The organism is Kosakonia sp. SOY2, assembly GCF_027109175.1.
In the GTDB taxonomy this organism is placed as follows: Bacteria; Pseudomonadota; Gammaproteobacteria; order Enterobacterales; family Enterobacteriaceae; genus Kosakonia.
On record NZ_JAPVXH010000001.1, the window covers coordinates 2,181,539 to 2,198,822 of the forward strand.

Here is a 17,284-nt window from a genome sequence, read left to right on the forward strand (position 1 = left end):
ATGGCTAAAGAACAAACGGACCGTACGACACTAGATCTGTTCGCGAATGAGCGTCGCCCGGGACGGCCGAAGACAAACCCGCTCTCGCGCGATGAACAGTTGCGCATCAATAAACGCAATCAGCTAAAACGCGATAAAGTTCGTGGGCTTAAGCGTGTCGAATTAAAACTCAACGTGGAAGCCGTCGATGCGTTAAACGAGCTGGCAGAAGCGCGAGATATGAGCCGCAGCGAGCTTATCGAAGAGATGCTGCTGACGCAGTTGAAAGCTTTGCGCGGCTAGCGAATCCTCCGAAACATCATCGAAATAACACTTTCATGTGTCATACAGTGCAGTCCGACGCGATAGCAGTTTCCGCGTGCTTCCCTGTTCTGCTATGATTGCCCTTATCTGTGGGCGTAGCGCCACCACCATACTCATTAAGTTTCAAGAGGTTATTTTACTCATGGCAATTACAGGCATTTTCTTCGGCAGCGACACCGGTAACACCGAAAACATCGCGAAAATGATTCAGAGTCAGCTTGGTAAAGACGTTGCCGACGTACATGACATTGCCAAGAGCAGCAAAGAAGATATCGAAGGGTATGACATTCTGTTGCTCGGCATTCCCACCTGGTACTATGGTGAAGCGCAGTGCGACTGGGATGATTTTTTCCCGACGCTGGAAGAGATCGACTTTAACGGTAAATTAGTTGCGCTGTTCGGCTGTGGCGACCAGGAAGATTACGCGGAATACTTCTGCGATGCGCTGGGCACCATTCGCGATATCATCGAACCGCGCGGCGCGACCATCGTTGGCCACTGGCCGACCGCGGGCTACCATTTTGAAGCCTCTAAAGGTCTCGCGGATGACGACCACTTCGTTGGCCTGGCGATTGACGAAGACCGTCAACCCGAGATGACCTCAGAACGCGTACAGAAATGGGTAAAACAGGTTCGTGAAGAGCTGCACCTGGACGATATCATTAACGCCTGATTTTCTACGGCGTAATCTGTGGGTTACGCCGTATTAATAGATAAAAGCAATGGAAATAATTGCTACAAATTTTTAACTTTTTTCTCCATCGCTGTACAATGAGCCCTGCTAAACTGGGTGCCGTCGCAAAGGACTTTGCTGGCGACACCACGTTTTATAAGCTTACTTTACTTGAGGGCTTGCAGTTTTCATCCAGCCATGGCAGTTCTATAATGAGACGCATTACCCCAGGTGCATTCCTTATAACTTCCGCTAAGGAAGTGAATCGTATAGCAACAGGACAGATTCCGCATGACTGACAACAATACCGCATTAAAGAAGGCCGGCCTGAAAGTCACGCTTCCTCGGTTAAAAATCCTTGAAGTGCTTCAGGAACCGGATAACCATCATGTCAGTGCGGAAGATTTATACAAACGACTGATCGACATGGGCGAAGAGATCGGGCTGGCAACGGTTTACCGTGTACTGAACCAGTTTGACGACGCCGGGATTGTGACCCGTCATAACTTCGAAGGCGGCAAGTCCGTTTTTGAACTGACTCAGCAGCATCACCACGATCACCTGATCTGCCTCGATTGCGGCAAGGTGATTGAATTCAGTGATGACTCCATTGAAGCGCGTCAGCGTGAAATTGCCGCGAAACACGGCATTCGCCTGACTAACCACAGTCTTTACCTTTACGGCCACTGCGCCGAAGGTGACTGCCGCGAAGATGAACACGCGCACGACGCGAAATAACTGCTTTTGAAACCTAAAAAGCCAGCCTGACGGTTGGCTTTTTTTTGCCTGCAACATTGGCAATAAAAGAAAAAACCCGGCAAGCTCGCGCCGCCGGGTTTAATCGCTGCATCACATTACGCTTTTACGCTATCGACACGGCTAAAGCGTTTACCGTCCGGGCTGGCGGTGCGCACCTGCACTTCCCCGCTCACCTGCGGACGCGCTTTATCGTCGTAGCGCTGCCAGTTTTTGCCGCCGTCGGTTGAGAACTCAACCACCATGCCAGGGAAGCTGGTATTGGCTTCAAGTTTTCCACCGACCACGCGCGCGCCCGGTACTGGCAGGCGGTAATGAACCCCGGCCTTATCCAGTTTCGCCAGTTCGCGATGACCTAACAGGTTCGCAAAGCGTTGCCAGTCACGTTCCAGCGCTTTCACATCCACCAGATGTGTCACGCCGCCTTTGTATTCACGTCCGGCTTTGTAATCCTGCTCCCAGCCCGCGCGATGCCATGCGCGTTCAGCCACCGAAACCATACGTGGATAGATCATGTACTCCATCTGGTTATCGGTGCGCACCACTTCGCTCCACAGCTGCGCGGAAAGGCCATACGCGCCCGGCCACGGTTTATCGGACTTCGCGCTAAACGGGTTGCCATCGCGATCGAGCGAGGTTTCCGCGTTCTGCGGCATGTTGTCCGGGGCGAAGCTGAAAATCTTACGTTCATCGCTAAAACGCGTGCCCCAGTAATAGCCGCTTTCCGCCGGGTTGACCTCATTCGGGAAGTCGAGATACACGTAATCAGGATTGGAGACGACAACACGGAAGCCTTTGTTCGCCCAGTCGTTCACCGAATCAAAACCGCCCCAGTAGAGCGTATCCCAGAAGTTAACATTGACATGATCGGTGGCGAACACCGACGCGTCTTTGGCATCTTTCAAACCGTCCTGCCACGCCTGCATAGTATCAATGCCGTGCGCTTTCACCAGCTTGCTGACTTCCACGCCGAAATAGCTGGAGAGATGTTCAACATCGGCAACTTTGCCCTCTTTGATCATCGCCTGGCAGGCTTGCGATTTCGCCCATGGCTTATCCTGATTGCTCTGATCGATAATGCCTTTGCCCGCTTCCGGTTTTTTCTGATCCGTATAGCCTGTACCCAGATAGATATTTTTCGCTTCGTCACCGCCAAAATGCCAGGTATTCAGCGGCAGCCCGGCTTCTTTATGCATTTGCTGGATTTCGCCAATCACTTTGTCCACAAAGTTACGCGACGAATCAAGGCACGGATTGAGATAGCCGGTACGGTTATAGAACTGCACACCAGTGGTGTTCGAGGTGTCTGTCGGATCCAGCAGACGATATTGATTTGCCTCTTTCTCTTTGCCCGCTTTCATCAGGCGATCGTAACGCGCTTCCATCGCGATCACCGCTGCACGCGCATGAGCTGGCATATCGATTTCCGGGATCACTTCAATCTGTCGCGCTTTGGCGTATTTGAGGATCTCGATGTAATCCGCACGGCTAAAGTGGCCGCTGCCGTTGTTGTTACTGTCCGGCCCGGAGCCCAGCTGTGGCAACAGGCACGTTTTCTCACTCAAATCATGACAACGTTTGCTGCCGATATCGGTCAGTTCCGGCAAGCCGGGGATCTCAATACGCCAGCCTTCATCATCCGTAAGATGGAAATGGAATTTGTTGAGTTTGTACGCCGACATCTGATCCAACAGACGCAGCACCGCCGCTTTGCTGTGGAAGTTGCGACCGACATCCAACTGAATGCCGCGATAGTCAAAACGCGGCGCATCTTTCGCTTCAAGCGCGGCAATCTTCATCTCGCCCGTAGCAGGAACAAGCGACAGCAGCGATTGCAGACCGTAGAACACGCCCGCCTGATCGTAGCCGGTCACCACGGTTTCCTTCGTGCCAATGTGCAGACGGTACGCGCCAGAAACCGCCTCATCGCCGCTAAAGACGTTGCTGGCAATTTCAGTCCGCAGCGGATAACTGCCCTCTTTCACCCCCAGCAATGCAAAACGCGATTTCACTGCATCCTGTGCATCGGCACTCAGCACTGAGAGATCCAGCTTCACGCCCTTACTCAGGTCGACATCCTGCCCGTGGATGTTAACGTGCTGCGGTGTTGGCACAATCTGACCACGTAGCGATGCGAGGTTTAGCGTTTTCACATCACTATTTTTCTCAAAGCGCGCCTCGGCAGTCATCAGGATATTTTTGTCGTCCGGCGTGCGTTTCCACTGATTATCAAGCGGTGTAACGAAGCGGGATAAATCTTCCGTGTCCGTATTGGCAATGACTTTCGCCGTCGCGCCGTCGGCGGTGACGTACCAGCGCGGCAACACATCGGTGATAAACAACTGCCAGTATTCATTGACAATCGGGATCTCTATCGCTTGCCTGGCCGGGAAACCGGTGAATTTGTCGGTCGGTTCCAGCTTATGCAGGTCGCCCATAATGTGAGTCACTTTGAACTGATCGTTTGCTACCTCCAGCACCGGGCGAATGCTGTGAAAATAGATGGCCCACGCTTTGTCGGTTACCGCGTCGCCATTATTGGTCAGTGTGATCACCGCTTTGTTGCAGGAAGCCCAATCGGCGCCGAGTTTCGCGCAGTCAACGCCGTGTTGCGCGGCGAAATTATCTTTCACCGCATAGTTAAGATGAAACTGGCTGATAGCATCCACGGTACTCTGATTCGCCAGCGCCGCAGTGCTGCCCAGCATCGCCAGTACGGCACTGGCGAGCATACTTAAACGAACTGTTTTCATTACGTATTCCTTGTAGTTTGCCGGGCCGAACCCGGCATGCGCTCATCAGAAAATGGTAAACGGTGCGATAACCATAAACTTCACATCGCGCTCATCCTGGAAGATGTTGCCATAACCGCCGCTGTAGCTCGGGATGTCGGAATGGTTGTCGTACTGGGTGAAGTGCAATTTGAACATCGTGCCTTTCGCACGCCCTTCCTGCAGGGTGTAAATCGCATCGAGGCTGTAAGAAGACTCTTTCAGGCGGTAGTTCGGATCGTAATAGGCATCTGGCGTTGCCATATCTGCGGGTTTCGCATCCCAGGCGTAAGCGTAAGACGCGCCCACCGTCCAGCCCGGCAGGTTCCAGTTTTTCAGGTCGTACATCGCACCGAAGAACACCGCTTTTTCGCCGTTGGCGTTAAAGTCAGAGCGGTTATCCCACCAGATATCCAGCCGACCATTGGATGAAGCGTAAGTCGGCGTCATACGTTGCAGGAAGTAGCCCTGCTGGCCATCCGCTTTTACCCACGTTCCTTCCAGACGCAGATCGACCTGCCCCACTTTGTAGCCAAATGTCAGCGCCTGCAGCCACGCCGTGCCGTCATAAATATCGTTTACGCCGCCATTACTGACTTTGTCGCGTGTGCCGTAGAACTGGTAACTGGTGCTCAGCGGGCTGCCTGCGATATCGAATTTGTAGCTGGCTTTTGCGAAATATTGATCGACATACCCCTGAGCCTGACCAAACGCAGCTTCCAGGATCAGATCGTTTTTAAAGTCATATTTCGCGCCAACCGAATGCAGGTAATCAACTTTGGTCTTTTTATCGTTTTGATAGAACTTGTCCATCTCGATATGCCACGGCGATTTGTACTCGTTGGTCCACATATAGGAGAAACTCAACGCCCCGGCATCGCCGTAGTCAAAATTCGCCCCGGCTTCAGCGCCCTGATAAGTGCCTGGCATAAAGCTCCAGTGCGGCGCTAACAGCGTCTGGCCGGTTGGCTGGATGTAACCCGCGCGCGCCCATACCGGGCCATATTTAAATTTCGCCGCGGCTTTATACAGGCTGACCCCGCTCTTATCACCTGACCAGTCTTCTTTGTAGGCTTTATTGCTGGAGGAGAAAGCGATTTCGTTAGGATGCGCGCTGTCACCGTTTTCCGCCATCTCGATGGCGGTGAAGGCAGCAATATCCAGACCAAACATATCGGCGGCGTAACCGGACTGGAAATCCAGGTTCGCGTTCCATGTTGAGTGGGAAAGGTTGGTTTTGTATTTATCTTCCAGAACATCTTTGCGGTCACGTTCACGCTGCCAGTAATAGATACCGCCGGTGAGCGTGGAATCATCGATAAAGCCTGCTGCATGAGCCTGTGGAGAGACAACCCAGCCCGACATTGCTGTGACACCGGCGATTGCCAGCGCCAGCGTACTACGTTTGCCACTAAACGTACGCATGAGTGATTCCTTCTAGACGTATTAAAAAATCGCCGGAGATGACGAAAAAAGGTCAAATAGTTTAGGTAGTTACGAAAACCCCCGAATTCACTACCGACTTAAGACTATTTTTCGCGACGCGAATTATCAATGTTTTTTAGCGGCAAAATGACAGGATTATGACGAAGAGCACATATTCCGTAGTGTTTTGAAACATGTTACATAAAACAGGAAAACAACCAATAAAAATCGGAAAAACAAAGAGATTAATACTAATTGATAGCGATTACACATTATAATCGACTTTTAAAACCACAAAAATGCTTTCCATCTGTTCAGTAAAAGCATCAATGAGAAGATACATTAATTCGCGTCGCGAATGTATATAAAGTGTAACAAGCTAATGGATAAGCAAAAAAAAAGCGCCGCTGAAAGCGGCGCTTTAACCCAATGGTTTCTGGTTGACTTACTCAGTCGCCGATTTTCGCCCAGGTATCGCGCAGACCCACTGTGCGGTTGAACACCGGTTTGGAAGCGGTTGCATGACGGCTATCGAGGCAGAAATAGCCTTCACGTTCGAACTGGTAAGCTTTGCCCGCCTCTGCTTCTTTCAATGACGGTTCGGCGTAGCCTTGCTTAATAACCAGCGATTCCGGGTTGATGGTCGACAGGAAATCTTCGGCCGCCCCCGGATTCGGGACGCTGAACAGACGATCGTAAAGGCGGATTTCGACCGGCAGCGCATGCTGTGCGCTCACCCAGTGAATAACCCCTTTCACTTTGCGACCATCGGCCGGATCTTTGCTCAGCGTATCCGCATCGTAAGAACAGAAAATAGTGGTGATGTTGCCGTCGGCATCTTTCTCCACGCGTTCTGCTTTGATGACATAAGCGTTACGCAGACGAACCTCTTTACCCAGTACCAGACGCTTGTACTGTTTGTTGGCTTCTTCGCGGAAATCTGCGCGATCGATCCAGATTTCACCGCTAAACGGCACGTCACGTGTGCCCATTTCCGGCTTATTCGGATGGTTCGGCATGCTAACGATTTCGCTGCTGCCCTGCGGATAATTTTCGATAACCAGCTTCACCGGATCGATAACCGCCATTGCACGCGGAGCGTTTTCATTCAGATCTTCACGGATGCAGGACTCCAGAGAAGCCATCTCAATGGTGTTGTCCTGTTTGGTGACACCGATACGTTTGCAGAATTCGCGGATAGAGCCTGCGGTGTAACCACGGCGGCGCAGACCGGAGATGGTCGGCATACGCGGATCGTCCCAGCCTTCAACATGCTTGTCAGTAACCAGCAGGTTCAGCTTGCGCTTGGACATCACAGTGTATTCCAGATTCAGGCGCGAAAACTCGTACTGGCGCGGGTGAACCGGAATGGTGATGTTATCCAGCACCCAGTCATACAGACGGCGGTTATCCTGGAATTCCAGCGTACACAGTGAATGAGTAATGCCTTCCAGCGCATCGCTGATGCAGTGGGTAAAGTCGTACATCGGGTAAATGCACCACTTGTTACCGGTCTGGTGATGTTCGGCGAATTTAATGCGATACAGCACCGGATCGCGCATCACGATAAACGGCGACGCCATATCGATCTTCGCACGCAGGCACGCTTTACCCTCTTCGAAGCCACCCGCGCGCATTTTTTCAAACAGCGCCAGGTTCTCTTCCACGCTGCGATCGCGATACGGGCTGTTCTTACCTGGTGCCGTCAGCGTACCGCGATATTCGCGGATCTCATCAGCGGAGAGCTCGTCAACGTAGGCCAGGCCTTTGTTGATAAGCTCGATCGCGTATTCGTACAGCTTGTCGAAATAATCCGAGGAGTAGCAGATATCGCCAGACCAGTGAAAGCCCAACCATTGCACGTCGTTCTTAATAGATTCAACGTATTCGATGTCTTCTTTTGCAGGGTTTGTGTCATCGAAACGCAGGTTGCACTGCCCCTGGTAATCCTGGGCGATACCAAAGTTCAGGCAGATCGATTTCGCGTGGCCAATGTGCAAATAACCATTTGGCTCCGGCGGAAAACGGGTATGGACGGTAGTGTGCTTACCACTGGCCAGATCTTCATCAATGATCTGGCGAATAAAGTTAGTCGGGCGGGCTTCTGCCTCACTCATCACAGGTTCCTCAAGGCGTAAACAACGTATAACGGCATATGATCTAATAAGAGGACGCAGGAAACAACCTTTACTTATACAAATCACTGATGCCCGGAAGAAAGGTATTCAGCTACGTCCTGCGCTTGTCGGCAGCGTAAATCTTGCGTGGTCGGTTTAAGGATGACCGGGCTCGCTATCTCATCGCCCTCGCCGTTTTGCGGAACATAACCCGGCGCTTCAATACACCAGCCCCACGAGTAGAAATTCGTCCCGTGCAAAAAGAAAATCATATTTTCCCACTGGGATTTTTTCTCCACGTCGATATGCCCTTGCCGATCGGCTCGAAACGCTTCCGGTGGCGGATAGTACCCCGGCGGTGAACGCCCGGTGCTGACCCACATCATTGCCGTTGAGATCGGTTCCCCGGCCGGATTACGCACATCCACTTCATAGTGTGGACGCAGCGTGGCGTAACGTGGAATACAGCCGCTTAACGTCAGTGCGATAAAGAACGCGCTAATTATCCTTTTCATATCATCCCCTTGATAAAAGCGACATCAGTATGGCACTGATTAAATGCAAGGCAAAAAAAAGCGGCGGAGGATATTCCCCCGCCGCTTAAGGCATGAAAGCTTACTCAGGAGCTATTAGCCTTTAATTTCATACAGCGGAGTCTGACCAGCAACCACCGCGCCCTGCGCCTTGATAACCAGACCGCTAAAGTCGTCGATATTGCTGACCACCACCGGGCTAATCATTGAACGGGCATTCGCGTTGAGGTATTCCAGATCCATTTCGAGGATCGGCTGTCCCGCTACCACTTCCGCACCTTCTTCAACCAGGCGAGTAAAGCCCTGGCCGCCCAGCGCCACGGTATCAATGCCCATATGGACAACGATTTCCGCACCTTTCTCGGTTTCCAGGCAGAAGGCATGGTTAGTGTTGAAGATTTTCACAATGGTGCCCGCAGCCGGAGAAACCACGGTTTTATCCGTCGGTTTCACTGCCACGCCATCACCCACAGCTTTGCTGGCAAAGGCTTCATCCGGCACTTGATCCAGCGCCACCAGTTCACCGGTTACAGGCGATACCAACTCAGCGATGGTTGTCGCGTTCGGTACCGCCTGCGGCTTTACCGATGCCGCCGGAGCCGCTGCCGGAGCAGCATTGCCTGCAGGCGGGACATCACCTGCCGTTCTCATCGCGTCGGCAATTTTTTCCGCCACGAAACCAACGATAATCTGCACGCCGGTTTTGTTCAGGCGAATAACGCCTGAGGCGCCAAGACGTTTCGCCATGGATTCGTTCACCAGCGAAGAGTCTTTCACCGTTAAACGCAGACGAGTGATACAGGCGTCAATACCAGTCAGGTTAGAAGAACCCCCAATCGCGGCGATATACTGACGTGCCAGGCCACTCACATCCTGCTCGGTGTTACCGCTGACATTCATATCCTGACCATCCGCTTCGTCGCCGGAAACAGCCAGTTCGCGACCCGGAGTCAGCATGTTGAACTTGGTGATAGCGAAACGGAAAACCACGTAATAGATAACGAAGAACACCAGACCTTGCGGGATCAGCATCCACCACTGGGTCGCCAGCGGGTTACGCGAGGAGAGCACCATATCCACCAGACCGGCGCTGAAGCCGAAACCGGCAATCCAGTGCATGCTCGCGGCGATAAATACGGAGATCCCAGTCAGCACTGCATGGATCACATACAGTACCGGCGCAACGAACATAAAGGAGAATTCCAACGGTTCAGTGATACCGGTAAAGAACGAGGCAAACGCACCCGCCATCATGATACCCAGAACTTTGGCTTTATTTTCCGGACGTGCGCAGTGGTAAATCGCCAGCGCCGCGCCCGGCAGGCCGAACATCATGATCGGGAAGAAACCTGCCTGGTAACGGCCAGTGATACCGACCACCGCTTTACCGGCTTCAATAGACTGCGCGCCACCAAGGAAGTTAGGAATATCGTTAATACCTGCTACGTCAAACCAGAACACGGAGTTGAGCGCGTGGTGCAAACCGACCGGAATTAACAGGCGGTTAAAGAAGGCGTAAACGCCAGCGCCAACGGAGCCGAGTTTCTGAATGCTCTCACCAAATTCCACCAGACCGCTAAACACGACCGGCCAGATATACATCATGATGAAAGCAACAACGATCATCACAAACGAGGTGAGGATCGGCACCAGACGGCGGCCGCTAAAGAAGGAGAGCGCTTTCGGCAGCTCAACGCTGCTAAAGCGGTTATAGAGTTCAGCGGCAATAATCCCCACCAGAATACCGACGAACTGGTTTTTGATTTTGCCAAACGCGGCCGGAACTTGATCCGCAGGGATTTTTTGGATCATTGCCACTGCTGCCGGTGAACAGAGCGTGGTCAGAACCAGGAAGCCGACAAAGCCAGCCAGCGCCGCAGCACCATCTTTGTCTTTTGACATACCGTAAGCGACCCCCACCGCGAACAGCACGCCCATGTTATCGATAATGGCGGAGCCGGACTGGATGAAAAACGCCGCCAGTGCGTTTTGACCACCCCAGCCAACCGGGTCAATCCAGTACCCGACACCCATCAGAATTGCCGCCGCAGGCAGCGTGGCGACAGGCACCATTAGCGCACGGCCGATCTTTTGCAGATAACCTAGAATACTCACTTTTATTCCCCCTATGAACCCGATGAGAGCTCACTGAAACAGTCGTTTTTTATTGTGTCACTAACCCTGAAATCACGGCTATTTTCTCACTACCTGACAGAGTGTGTGAAAAATTAATTCGCCTCGCAAATTAAAAGCGTATTTTCTGTGATTAAAATCACTAAGTATCGTCAATCACCCTCCCAATCACTGGCAAACAGGCAAAACTTATTTTATGATTAAAAATATCAGGACGGATTGCTCCCTTCTCTCTGGCGCGAACCAGGTTACGCTTAACGCTGAGTTAGCACGCATTCCGCCAACTTTCTTCATTTAACTTTAGAGGTGAACAATGAGACTGATTCCCCTGGCGACAGCTGAACAAGTCGGCAAATGGGCAGCCCGCCATATCGTCAATCGTATCAACGCGTTCAAACCAACCGCAGACCGTCCGTTTATTCTCGGCTTACCAACCGGTGGAACTCCGCTCACCGCGTACAAAGCGTTAGTTGAGATGCACAAAGCAGGCCAGGTTAGTTTCCAGCATGTTGTCACCTTTAACATGGATGAGTATGTCGGCTTGCCGAAAGATCACCCGGAAAGCTACCACAGCTTTATGCACCGCAATTTCTTCGATCATGTTGATATTCCGGCTGAAAATATTAACCTGCTCGATGGCAACGCGCCGGATATTGACGCAGAATGTCGCCGTTATGAAGAAAAAATCCGCTCTTACGGCAAAATTCACCTGTTTATGGGTGGCGTAGGCAACGATGGGCACATCGCGTTTAACGAACCGGCGTCTTCGCTGGCCTCGCGCACCCGTATTAAAACCCTGACCCATGACACTCGCGTGGCGAACTCTCGCTTCTTTGACGGCGACGTTAATCAGGTGCCGAAATACGCACTGACCGTTGGCGTGGGTACGCTGTTGGATGCGGAAGAGGTGATGATCCTGGTGCTCGGCGGCGTGAAAGCGCAGGCGCTGCAGGCGGCTGTTGAGGGCAACGTTAACCACATGTGGACCATCAGTTGCCTGCAGTTACACCCGAAAGCCGTCATCGTCTGTGACGAACCGTCCACGATGGAGCTGAAAGTGAAAACGTTGAAATACTTCAACGAGTTAGAAGCGGAAAATATTAAAGGTCTGTAAGTCAGTTCCCGCTCCGCGAGGCGGATCCTGCGGAGCGGTATACCTAGTTAACCGGGGGTCGTTATGTATGCTTTAACCCAGGGCCGAATCTACACCGGCCATGAAATTCTGGATGACCATGCGCTGGTCATCGCCAATGGTCTGATTGAACGCCTTTGTCCGCTGGCTGAGCTGCCAACAGGAATTGAACAACGCTCGCTGAATGGTGCCATCCTTGCCCCCGGTTTTATCGACGTGCAGCTCAACGGCTGTGGCGGCGTACAGTTTAACGACACCGCAGAAGCCGTTAGCGTAAAAACGCTGGAAATCATGCAGCAGGCGAATGAGAAATCCGGCTGCACCAGCTACCTGCCGACGCTGATTACCACCAGCGATGAATTAATGAAACAGGGCGTGCAGGTAATGCGCGATTACCTGGCTAAATACCCGAATCAGGCGCTGGGCCTTCATCTGGAAGGGCCGTGGCTGAATATTGTTAAAAAAGGCACGCACAACCCGGAATTCGTGCGTAAACCGGATCCGGCGTTAGTCGACTTCCTGTGCCAGAACGCCGATGTGATCACCAAAGTAACGCTGGCCCCGGAAATGGCGGGCACCGAGGTGATTCGCCAGTTAGCTGACGCGGGCATTGTGGTTTCTGCCGGTCACTCCAATGCAACGTTAAAAGAAGCAAAAGCCGGTTTCCGCGCCGGGATCACGTTTGCCACACATTTATATAATGCCATGCCGTACATTACCGGCCGTGAACCCGGTCTGGCAGGCGCAGTGCTTGATGACACAGACGTTTACTGCGGCGTGATTGCAGATGGCCTGCATGTCGATTACGTTAATATCCGTAATGCTAAGCGATTGAAAGGCGACAAACTTTGCCTGGTAACTGACGCGACAGCGCCAGCAGGCGCGAATATTGAGCAGTTCATTTTTGCTGGCAAAACAATATACTACCGTAATGGACTGTGCGTGGACGAAAACGGAACGCTGAGCGGTTCCTCCCTGACGATGATCGAAGGGGTGCGAAATCTGGTGGAGCATGTCGGCATTGCGCTGGATGAAGCGCTGCGTATGGCAACCCTCTACCCCGCTCGCGCCATTGGCGTTGACGAAAAGCTGGGAAGTCTCGCCGCGGGGAAAGTGGCGAACCTGACGGCGTTCACGCGCGATTATAAAATCATCAAGACCATCGTTAATGGCAACGAGGTCGTCACTGCATAAAGAGACGGTATGACATCAGGCGGACAAGCTCAAATCGGTAACGTTGACCTCGTAAAGCAGCTTAACAGCGCGGCGGTTTACCGCCTGATTGACCAACACGGCCCCATTTCGCGCATTCAGATTGCCGAACAAAGCCAGCTTGCTCCCGCCAGCGTGACAAAAATCACGCGCCAGCTCATCGAACGCGGGCTGATCAAAGAAGTCGATCAGCAGGCCTCCACCGGGGGCCGCCGCGCTATCTCCATTGTTACCGAAACCCGCAGTTTCCAGGCTATCGGCGTGCGCCTCGGGCGTTACGACACCACCCTGACCTTGTACGATTTAAGCAGCAAAGTGCTGGCGGAAGAGCATTATCCGCTTCCCGAACGTACCCAGGAAACGCTGGAACACGCGCTGCTCAATACCATCAGCCACTTTATTGAAACCAGCCAGCGTAAGATCCGCGAACTGATCGCGATTTCCGTTATTCTGCCGGGCCTGGTAGACCCGGAAAGCGGTGTGATTCGCTATATGCCGCATATTCAGGTTGAAAACTGGGCGCTGGTGGAAGCCCTTGAAGAACGTTTCAAATTGACCTGTTTTGTCGGGCATGACATTCGCAGTCTGGCGCTGGCCGAGCACTATTTTGGGGCAAGCCAGGATTGTGAAGACTCCATTCTGGTGCGCGTGCACCGCGGGACGGGCGCCGGGATTATCTCTAACGGGCGCATTTTTATCGGTCGTAACGGCAACGTCGGCGAAATTGGACACGTGCAAGTCGAGCCACTGGGCGAACGCTGCCACTGCGGCAATTTTGGCTGTCTGGAAACTATCGCCGCCAATGCCGCAATAGAACACCGCGTTCGTCACCTGCTGGAACAGGGCTACCAGAGCCGCCTGACGCTGGAAGATTGCTCTATCAAAACCATCTGCAAAGCCGCCAACAAAGGCGATGCGCTGGCCTGTGAAGTGATTGAATATGTTGGTCGCCATTTGGGTAAAACCATCGCCATTGCCATTAACCTGTTTAACCCGCAGAAAGTGGTGATCGCCGGGGAAATTGTTGAAGCAGAAAAAGTGCTGCTCCCGGCCATTGAGGCGTGCATTAACACTCAGGCGTTAAAAGCGTTTCGCAAAAACTTGCCGGTGGTGCCTTCCGCGCTGGATCACCGCTCGGCGATCGGCGCGTTTGCGCTGGTAAAACGCTCTATGTTGAACGGTCTGCTGCTGCAACGTTTGCTGGAAAACTAACAGCGTCTATCGTTAATACTTATTTTTTTATCCGGACAGTCCATGACCATTCAGAATGTAATCTGTGATATTGACGGCGTGCTGATGCACGACAACGTTGCCGTACCGGGTGCTGCGGAGTTTATCTCCCGCATCCTTGAAAAAGGCATGCCGCTGGTATTACTGACCAACTACCCTTCGCAAACGGGCCAGGATCTGGCGAACCGCTTTGTCTCCGCGGGGATTGATGTGCCTGCCAGCGTCTTTTATACCTCGGCGATGGCGACCGCTGATTTTCTTAAACGCCAGGAAGGGAAAAAAGCCTATGTGGTGGGCGAAGGCGCACTGATCCACGAGCTTTACAAAGCTGGTTTTACCATTACCGATATCAACCCGGATTTTGTCATCGTTGGCGAGACCCGCTCCTATAACTGGGAAATGATGCATAAAGCAGCGTTCTTCGTGGCGAACGGCGCGCGCTTTATCGCCACCAACCCTGACACCCACGGTCGTGGATACTACCCAGCCTGCGGTGCGCTGTGTGCAGGTATTGAAAAAATTTCCGGCCGCAAACCTTTCTATGTCGGCAAACCCAGCCCGTGGATTATCCGTGCGGCACTCAACACTATGCAGGCGCATTCCGAACAGACGGTGATTGTGGGCGATAACCTGCGCACCGATATCCTGGCGGGCTTCCAGGCCGGGCTTGAAACCATCCTGGTACTCTCTGGCGTGTCGCGCATCGATGATATCGACAGCATGCCGTTTCGCCCGTCGTGGATTTACCCCTCGGTCGCGGAAATCGACGTTATATAAACTTCACCACGTCTTCGGGCGTGTTTTTTTATTTTCACCGCTGTCAAAAAGAACACCATTCAATAAAAAGCGCATTATTTTGCCGATTCATCAATAACAGAGTCTTATGCATACTCTTTTTTCAGCATTCAATAATCATCATTGCACTTTTTACTTTCAGCGCGGTAAAAGGCTTGCGCGCTGCCCCGTTTTTGCGGCATTTTGACTGCAAGCACACAACATTACAGCTTTGCACTCAAGGTTAACGGAGAAGTCTATGTGTTCAATTTTTGGCGTACTGGATATTAAAACCGACGCAGTCGAATTACGTAAAAAAGCGCTGGAATTATCCCGACTGATGCGCCACCGCGGCCCGGACTGGTCCGGTGTTTATGCAAGTGATAAAGCCATTCTGGCGCATGAACGTCTGTCTATTGTTGACGTTAACGCCGGGGCACAGCCGCTCTACAACGAGAAGAAAACACATGCGCTGGCAGTGAACGGTGAAATTTATAACCACCAGGCGCTGCGCGCAGAATATGGCGACCGTTACGCATTCCAGACCGGTTCTGACTGTGAAGTGATCCTCGCGCTGTATCAGGAAAAAGGGCCGGAATTCCTCGACGACTTGCAAGGTATGTTCGCTTTCGCCCTGTACGACAGTGAAAAAGATGCTTACCTGATTGGCCGCGACCATATCGGCATTATCCCGCTGTATATGGGGCACGACGAACACGGCAACCTGTACGTGGCGTCAGAAATGAAAGCGCTGGTGCCGGTTTGCCGCACCATTAAAGAGTTCCCGGCAGGCAGCTACCTGTGGAGCAAAGACGGTGAAATCCGCTCTTATTATCAGCGCGACTGGTTTGACTACGATGCAGTAAAAGACAACGTGACCGACAAAGCGGAACTGCGCCAGGCGCTGGAAGACGCAGTGAAAAGCCACCTGATGTCCGATGTGCCGTACGGCGTGCTGCTTTCGGGTGGTCTGGATTCTTCGGTCATTTCCGCGATCACCAAGAAATTCGCAGCCCGTCGCGTTGAAGATCAGGAGAAATCAGAAGCCTGGTGGCCGCAACTGCACTCCTTCGCCGTGGGTCTGAAAGGCGCGCCGGATCTGAAAGCGGCGCAGGAAGTCGCCAACCATCTTGGCACCGTGCACCATGAAATTCATTTCACCGTGCAGGAAGGACTGGATGCGATTCGCGATGTGATTTACCACATCGAAACCTATGACGTGACGACGATTCGTGCCTCGACGCCGATGTATCTGATGTCGCGTAAAATCAAAGCGATGGGCATCAAAATGGTGCTCTCCGGCGAAGGTTCCGATGAAGTGTTTGGCGGTTATCTCTATTTCCATAAAGCGCCGGATGCTAAAGAACTGCACGAAGAAACCGTGCGTAAACTGCAGGCCCTGCATATGTTTGACTGCGCCCGTGCAAACAAAGCGATGTCCGCCTGGGGCGTGGAGGCGCGTGTACCGTTCCTGGATAAAAAATTCCTCGACGTGGCGATGCGTATCAACCCGGAAGACAAAATGTGCGGCAGCAACGGCAAAATGGAGAAACACATTCTGCGCGAATGTTTTGAGTCCTACCTGCCGGCAAGCGTGGCATGGCGCCAGAAAGAGCAGTTCTCCGACGGCGTGGGTTATAGCTGGATCGATACGCTGAAAGAAGTTGCGGCGCAGCAGGTTACGGATCAACAACTGGCAACGGCCAGCTACCGTTTCCCGTACAACACGCCAGCATCGAAAGAAGCGTATCTGTACCGCGAAATTTTTGAAGAGCTGTTCCCGCTGGCAAGCGCGGCGGAATGTGTTCCCGGCGGCCCGTCCGTTGCTTGTTCTTCCGCAAAAGCGTTTGAATGGGACGAAGCTTTCAAAACCATGAACGATCCGTCAGGTCGCGCGGTTGGTATTCACCAGTCAGCTTATTAATAAGTAATGGTTATTCTTACAGGCCCTGCGGGGCCTGTTGTTTTTTGTGCGCTGATTTAATGAATAAAATCAATTTTCGCCCAATAAAGCGTCATGCTGTTCGCAACCTAACCAAACAGTCACATTCCGGCAATTTTCGATGAAAAAGGTATTGACGCTGTAAGGCCCAATACGCATAATGCGCCCCGCAACGCCGATAAGGTAACGCGAAAAAAGATGGCTACGTAGCTCAGCTGGTTAGAGCACAGCACTCATAATGCTGGGGTCACAGGTTCGATTCCCGTCGTAGCCACCATCTTTT

General features: G+C 52.4%; 13 protein-coding genes and 1 tRNA gene. 9 read left to right on the forward strand and 5 right to left on the reverse strand.

Annotated elements, in window-relative coordinates:
- The 3 genes from ybfE to fur all read left to right on the forward strand — a co-directional run bounded on the left by ybfE (position 1) and on the right by fur (position 1,714).
- On the forward strand, positions 1 to 282 hold the full coding sequence (gene ybfE, locus O3S68_RS10365) for a LexA regulated protein (protein ID WP_269231434.1): 282 nt from the start codon (positions 1 to 3) through the stop codon (positions 280 to 282).
- A gap of 163 nt (positions 283 to 445) precedes the next feature.
- Complete coding sequence (fldA, locus tag O3S68_RS10370; protein WP_170956365.1) at positions 446 to 976, forward strand: flavodoxin FldA; 531 nt, start codon at positions 446 to 448, stop codon at positions 974 to 976.
- A gap of 291 nt (positions 977 to 1,267) precedes the next feature.
- Positions 1,268 to 1,714, forward strand: a complete 447-nt coding sequence (gene fur, locus O3S68_RS10375) for a ferric iron uptake transcriptional regulator (protein WP_007373881.1) — start codon at positions 1,268 to 1,270, stop codon at positions 1,712 to 1,714.
- Between the two features lie 116 nt (positions 1,715 to 1,830).
- On the opposite strand, the gene O3S68_RS10380 is transcribed toward fur, so the two are convergent.
- From O3S68_RS10380 to nagE, 5 genes are all read right to left on the reverse strand, one after another.
- The gene (locus O3S68_RS10380; protein WP_269231435.1) at positions 1,831 to 4,485 is read right to left on the reverse strand and encodes a beta-N-acetylhexosaminidase; all 2,655 of its coding nucleotides are present in this window, start codon (positions 4,483 to 4,485) and stop codon (positions 1,831 to 1,833) included.
- Between the two features lie 45 nt (positions 4,486 to 4,530).
- Entirely contained in the window at positions 4,531 to 5,928 is a 1,398-nt protein-coding gene (gene chiP / locus O3S68_RS10385; RefSeq protein WP_020457031.1) for a chitoporin ChiP, read from the reverse strand.
- A gap of 449 nt (positions 5,929 to 6,377) precedes the next feature.
- Positions 6,378 to 8,045, reverse strand: a complete 1,668-nt coding sequence (gene glnS / locus O3S68_RS10390) for a glutamine--tRNA ligase (protein ID WP_020457030.1) — start codon at positions 8,043 to 8,045, stop codon at positions 6,378 to 6,380.
- 83 nt (positions 8,046 to 8,128) lie between these two features.
- Entirely contained in the window at positions 8,129 to 8,560 is a 432-nt protein-coding gene (locus O3S68_RS10395; RefSeq protein WP_097407161.1) for a membrane lipoprotein lipid attachment site-containing protein, read from the reverse strand.
- 114 nt (positions 8,561 to 8,674) lie between these two features.
- A complete protein-coding gene (nagE, locus tag O3S68_RS10400) occupies positions 8,675 to 10,693 on the reverse strand; it encodes an N-acetylglucosamine-specific PTS transporter subunit IIBC (protein WP_269231436.1) in 2,019 nt (672 codons plus the stop codon).
- Positions 10,694 to 11,024: 331 nt separating this feature from the next.
- Between nagE and nagB the strand changes: the two genes are divergently transcribed.
- From nagB to O3S68_RS10430, 6 genes are all read left to right on the forward strand, one after another.
- Positions 11,025 to 11,825, forward strand: coding sequence for a glucosamine-6-phosphate deaminase (gene nagB, locus O3S68_RS10405; protein ID WP_017455911.1), 801 nt, complete (start codon positions 11,025 to 11,027; stop codon positions 11,823 to 11,825).
- A 63-nt stretch (positions 11,826 to 11,888) separates the two neighbouring features.
- A complete protein-coding gene (gene nagA / locus O3S68_RS10410) occupies positions 11,889 to 13,037 on the forward strand; it encodes an N-acetylglucosamine-6-phosphate deacetylase (RefSeq protein WP_045509002.1) in 1,149 nt (382 codons plus the stop codon).
- A 9-nt stretch (positions 13,038 to 13,046) separates the two neighbouring features.
- Entirely contained in the window at positions 13,047 to 14,267 is a 1,221-nt protein-coding gene (gene nagC / locus O3S68_RS10415; protein WP_269231437.1) for a DNA-binding transcriptional regulator NagC, read from the forward strand.
- A 42-nt stretch (positions 14,268 to 14,309) separates the two neighbouring features.
- Positions 14,310 to 15,062, forward strand: coding sequence for an HAD-IIA family hydrolase (locus O3S68_RS10420; protein ID WP_020457025.1), 753 nt, complete (start codon positions 14,310 to 14,312; stop codon positions 15,060 to 15,062).
- A gap of 256 nt (positions 15,063 to 15,318) precedes the next feature.
- On the forward strand, positions 15,319 to 16,983 hold the full coding sequence (gene asnB / locus O3S68_RS10425; RefSeq protein WP_017455907.1) for an asparagine synthase B: 1,665 nt from the start codon (positions 15,319 to 15,321) through the stop codon (positions 16,981 to 16,983).
- Positions 16,984 to 17,201: 218 nt separating this feature from the next.
- Positions 17,202 to 17,278: transfer RNA gene (locus O3S68_RS10430), tRNA-Met, on the forward strand.
- The last annotated feature ends 6 nt before the right edge of the window (positions 17,279 to 17,284 follow it).

What these genes read in the sequence shown, in the direction of transcription:
- ybfE (WP_269231434.1), top strand. Translation starts at nt 1, where the DNA reads ATGGCTAAAGAACAAACGGACCGTACGACACTAGATCTGTTCGCGAAT.
- fldA (WP_170956365.1), top strand. Translation starts at nt 446, where the DNA reads ATGGCAATTACAGGCATTTTCTTCGGCAGCGACACCGGTAACACCGAA.
- fur (WP_007373881.1), top strand. Translation starts at nt 1,268, where the DNA reads ATGACTGACAACAATACCGCATTAAAGAAGGCCGGCCTGAAAGTCACG.
- O3S68_RS10380 (WP_269231435.1), bottom strand. Translation starts at nt 4,485, where the DNA reads ATGAAAACAGTTCGTTTAAGTATGCTCGCCAGTGCCGTACTGGCGATG.
- chiP (WP_020457031.1), bottom strand. Translation starts at nt 5,928, where the DNA reads ATGCGTACGTTTAGTGGCAAACGTAGTACGCTGGCGCTGGCAATCGCC.
- glnS (WP_020457030.1), bottom strand. Translation starts at nt 8,045, where the DNA reads ATGAGTGAGGCAGAAGCCCGCCCGACTAACTTTATTCGCCAGATCATT.
- O3S68_RS10395 (WP_097407161.1), bottom strand. Translation starts at nt 8,560, where the DNA reads ATGAAAAGGATAATTAGCGCGTTCTTTATCGCACTGACGTTAAGCGGC.
- nagB (WP_017455911.1), top strand. Translation starts at nt 11,025, where the DNA reads ATGAGACTGATTCCCCTGGCGACAGCTGAACAAGTCGGCAAATGGGCA.
- nagA (WP_045509002.1), top strand. Translation starts at nt 11,889, where the DNA reads ATGTATGCTTTAACCCAGGGCCGAATCTACACCGGCCATGAAATTCTG.
- nagC (WP_269231437.1), top strand. Translation starts at nt 13,047, where the DNA reads ATGACATCAGGCGGACAAGCTCAAATCGGTAACGTTGACCTCGTAAAG.
- O3S68_RS10420 (WP_020457025.1), top strand. Translation starts at nt 14,310, where the DNA reads ATGACCATTCAGAATGTAATCTGTGATATTGACGGCGTGCTGATGCAC.
- asnB (WP_017455907.1), top strand. Translation starts at nt 15,319, where the DNA reads ATGTGTTCAATTTTTGGCGTACTGGATATTAAAACCGACGCAGTCGAA.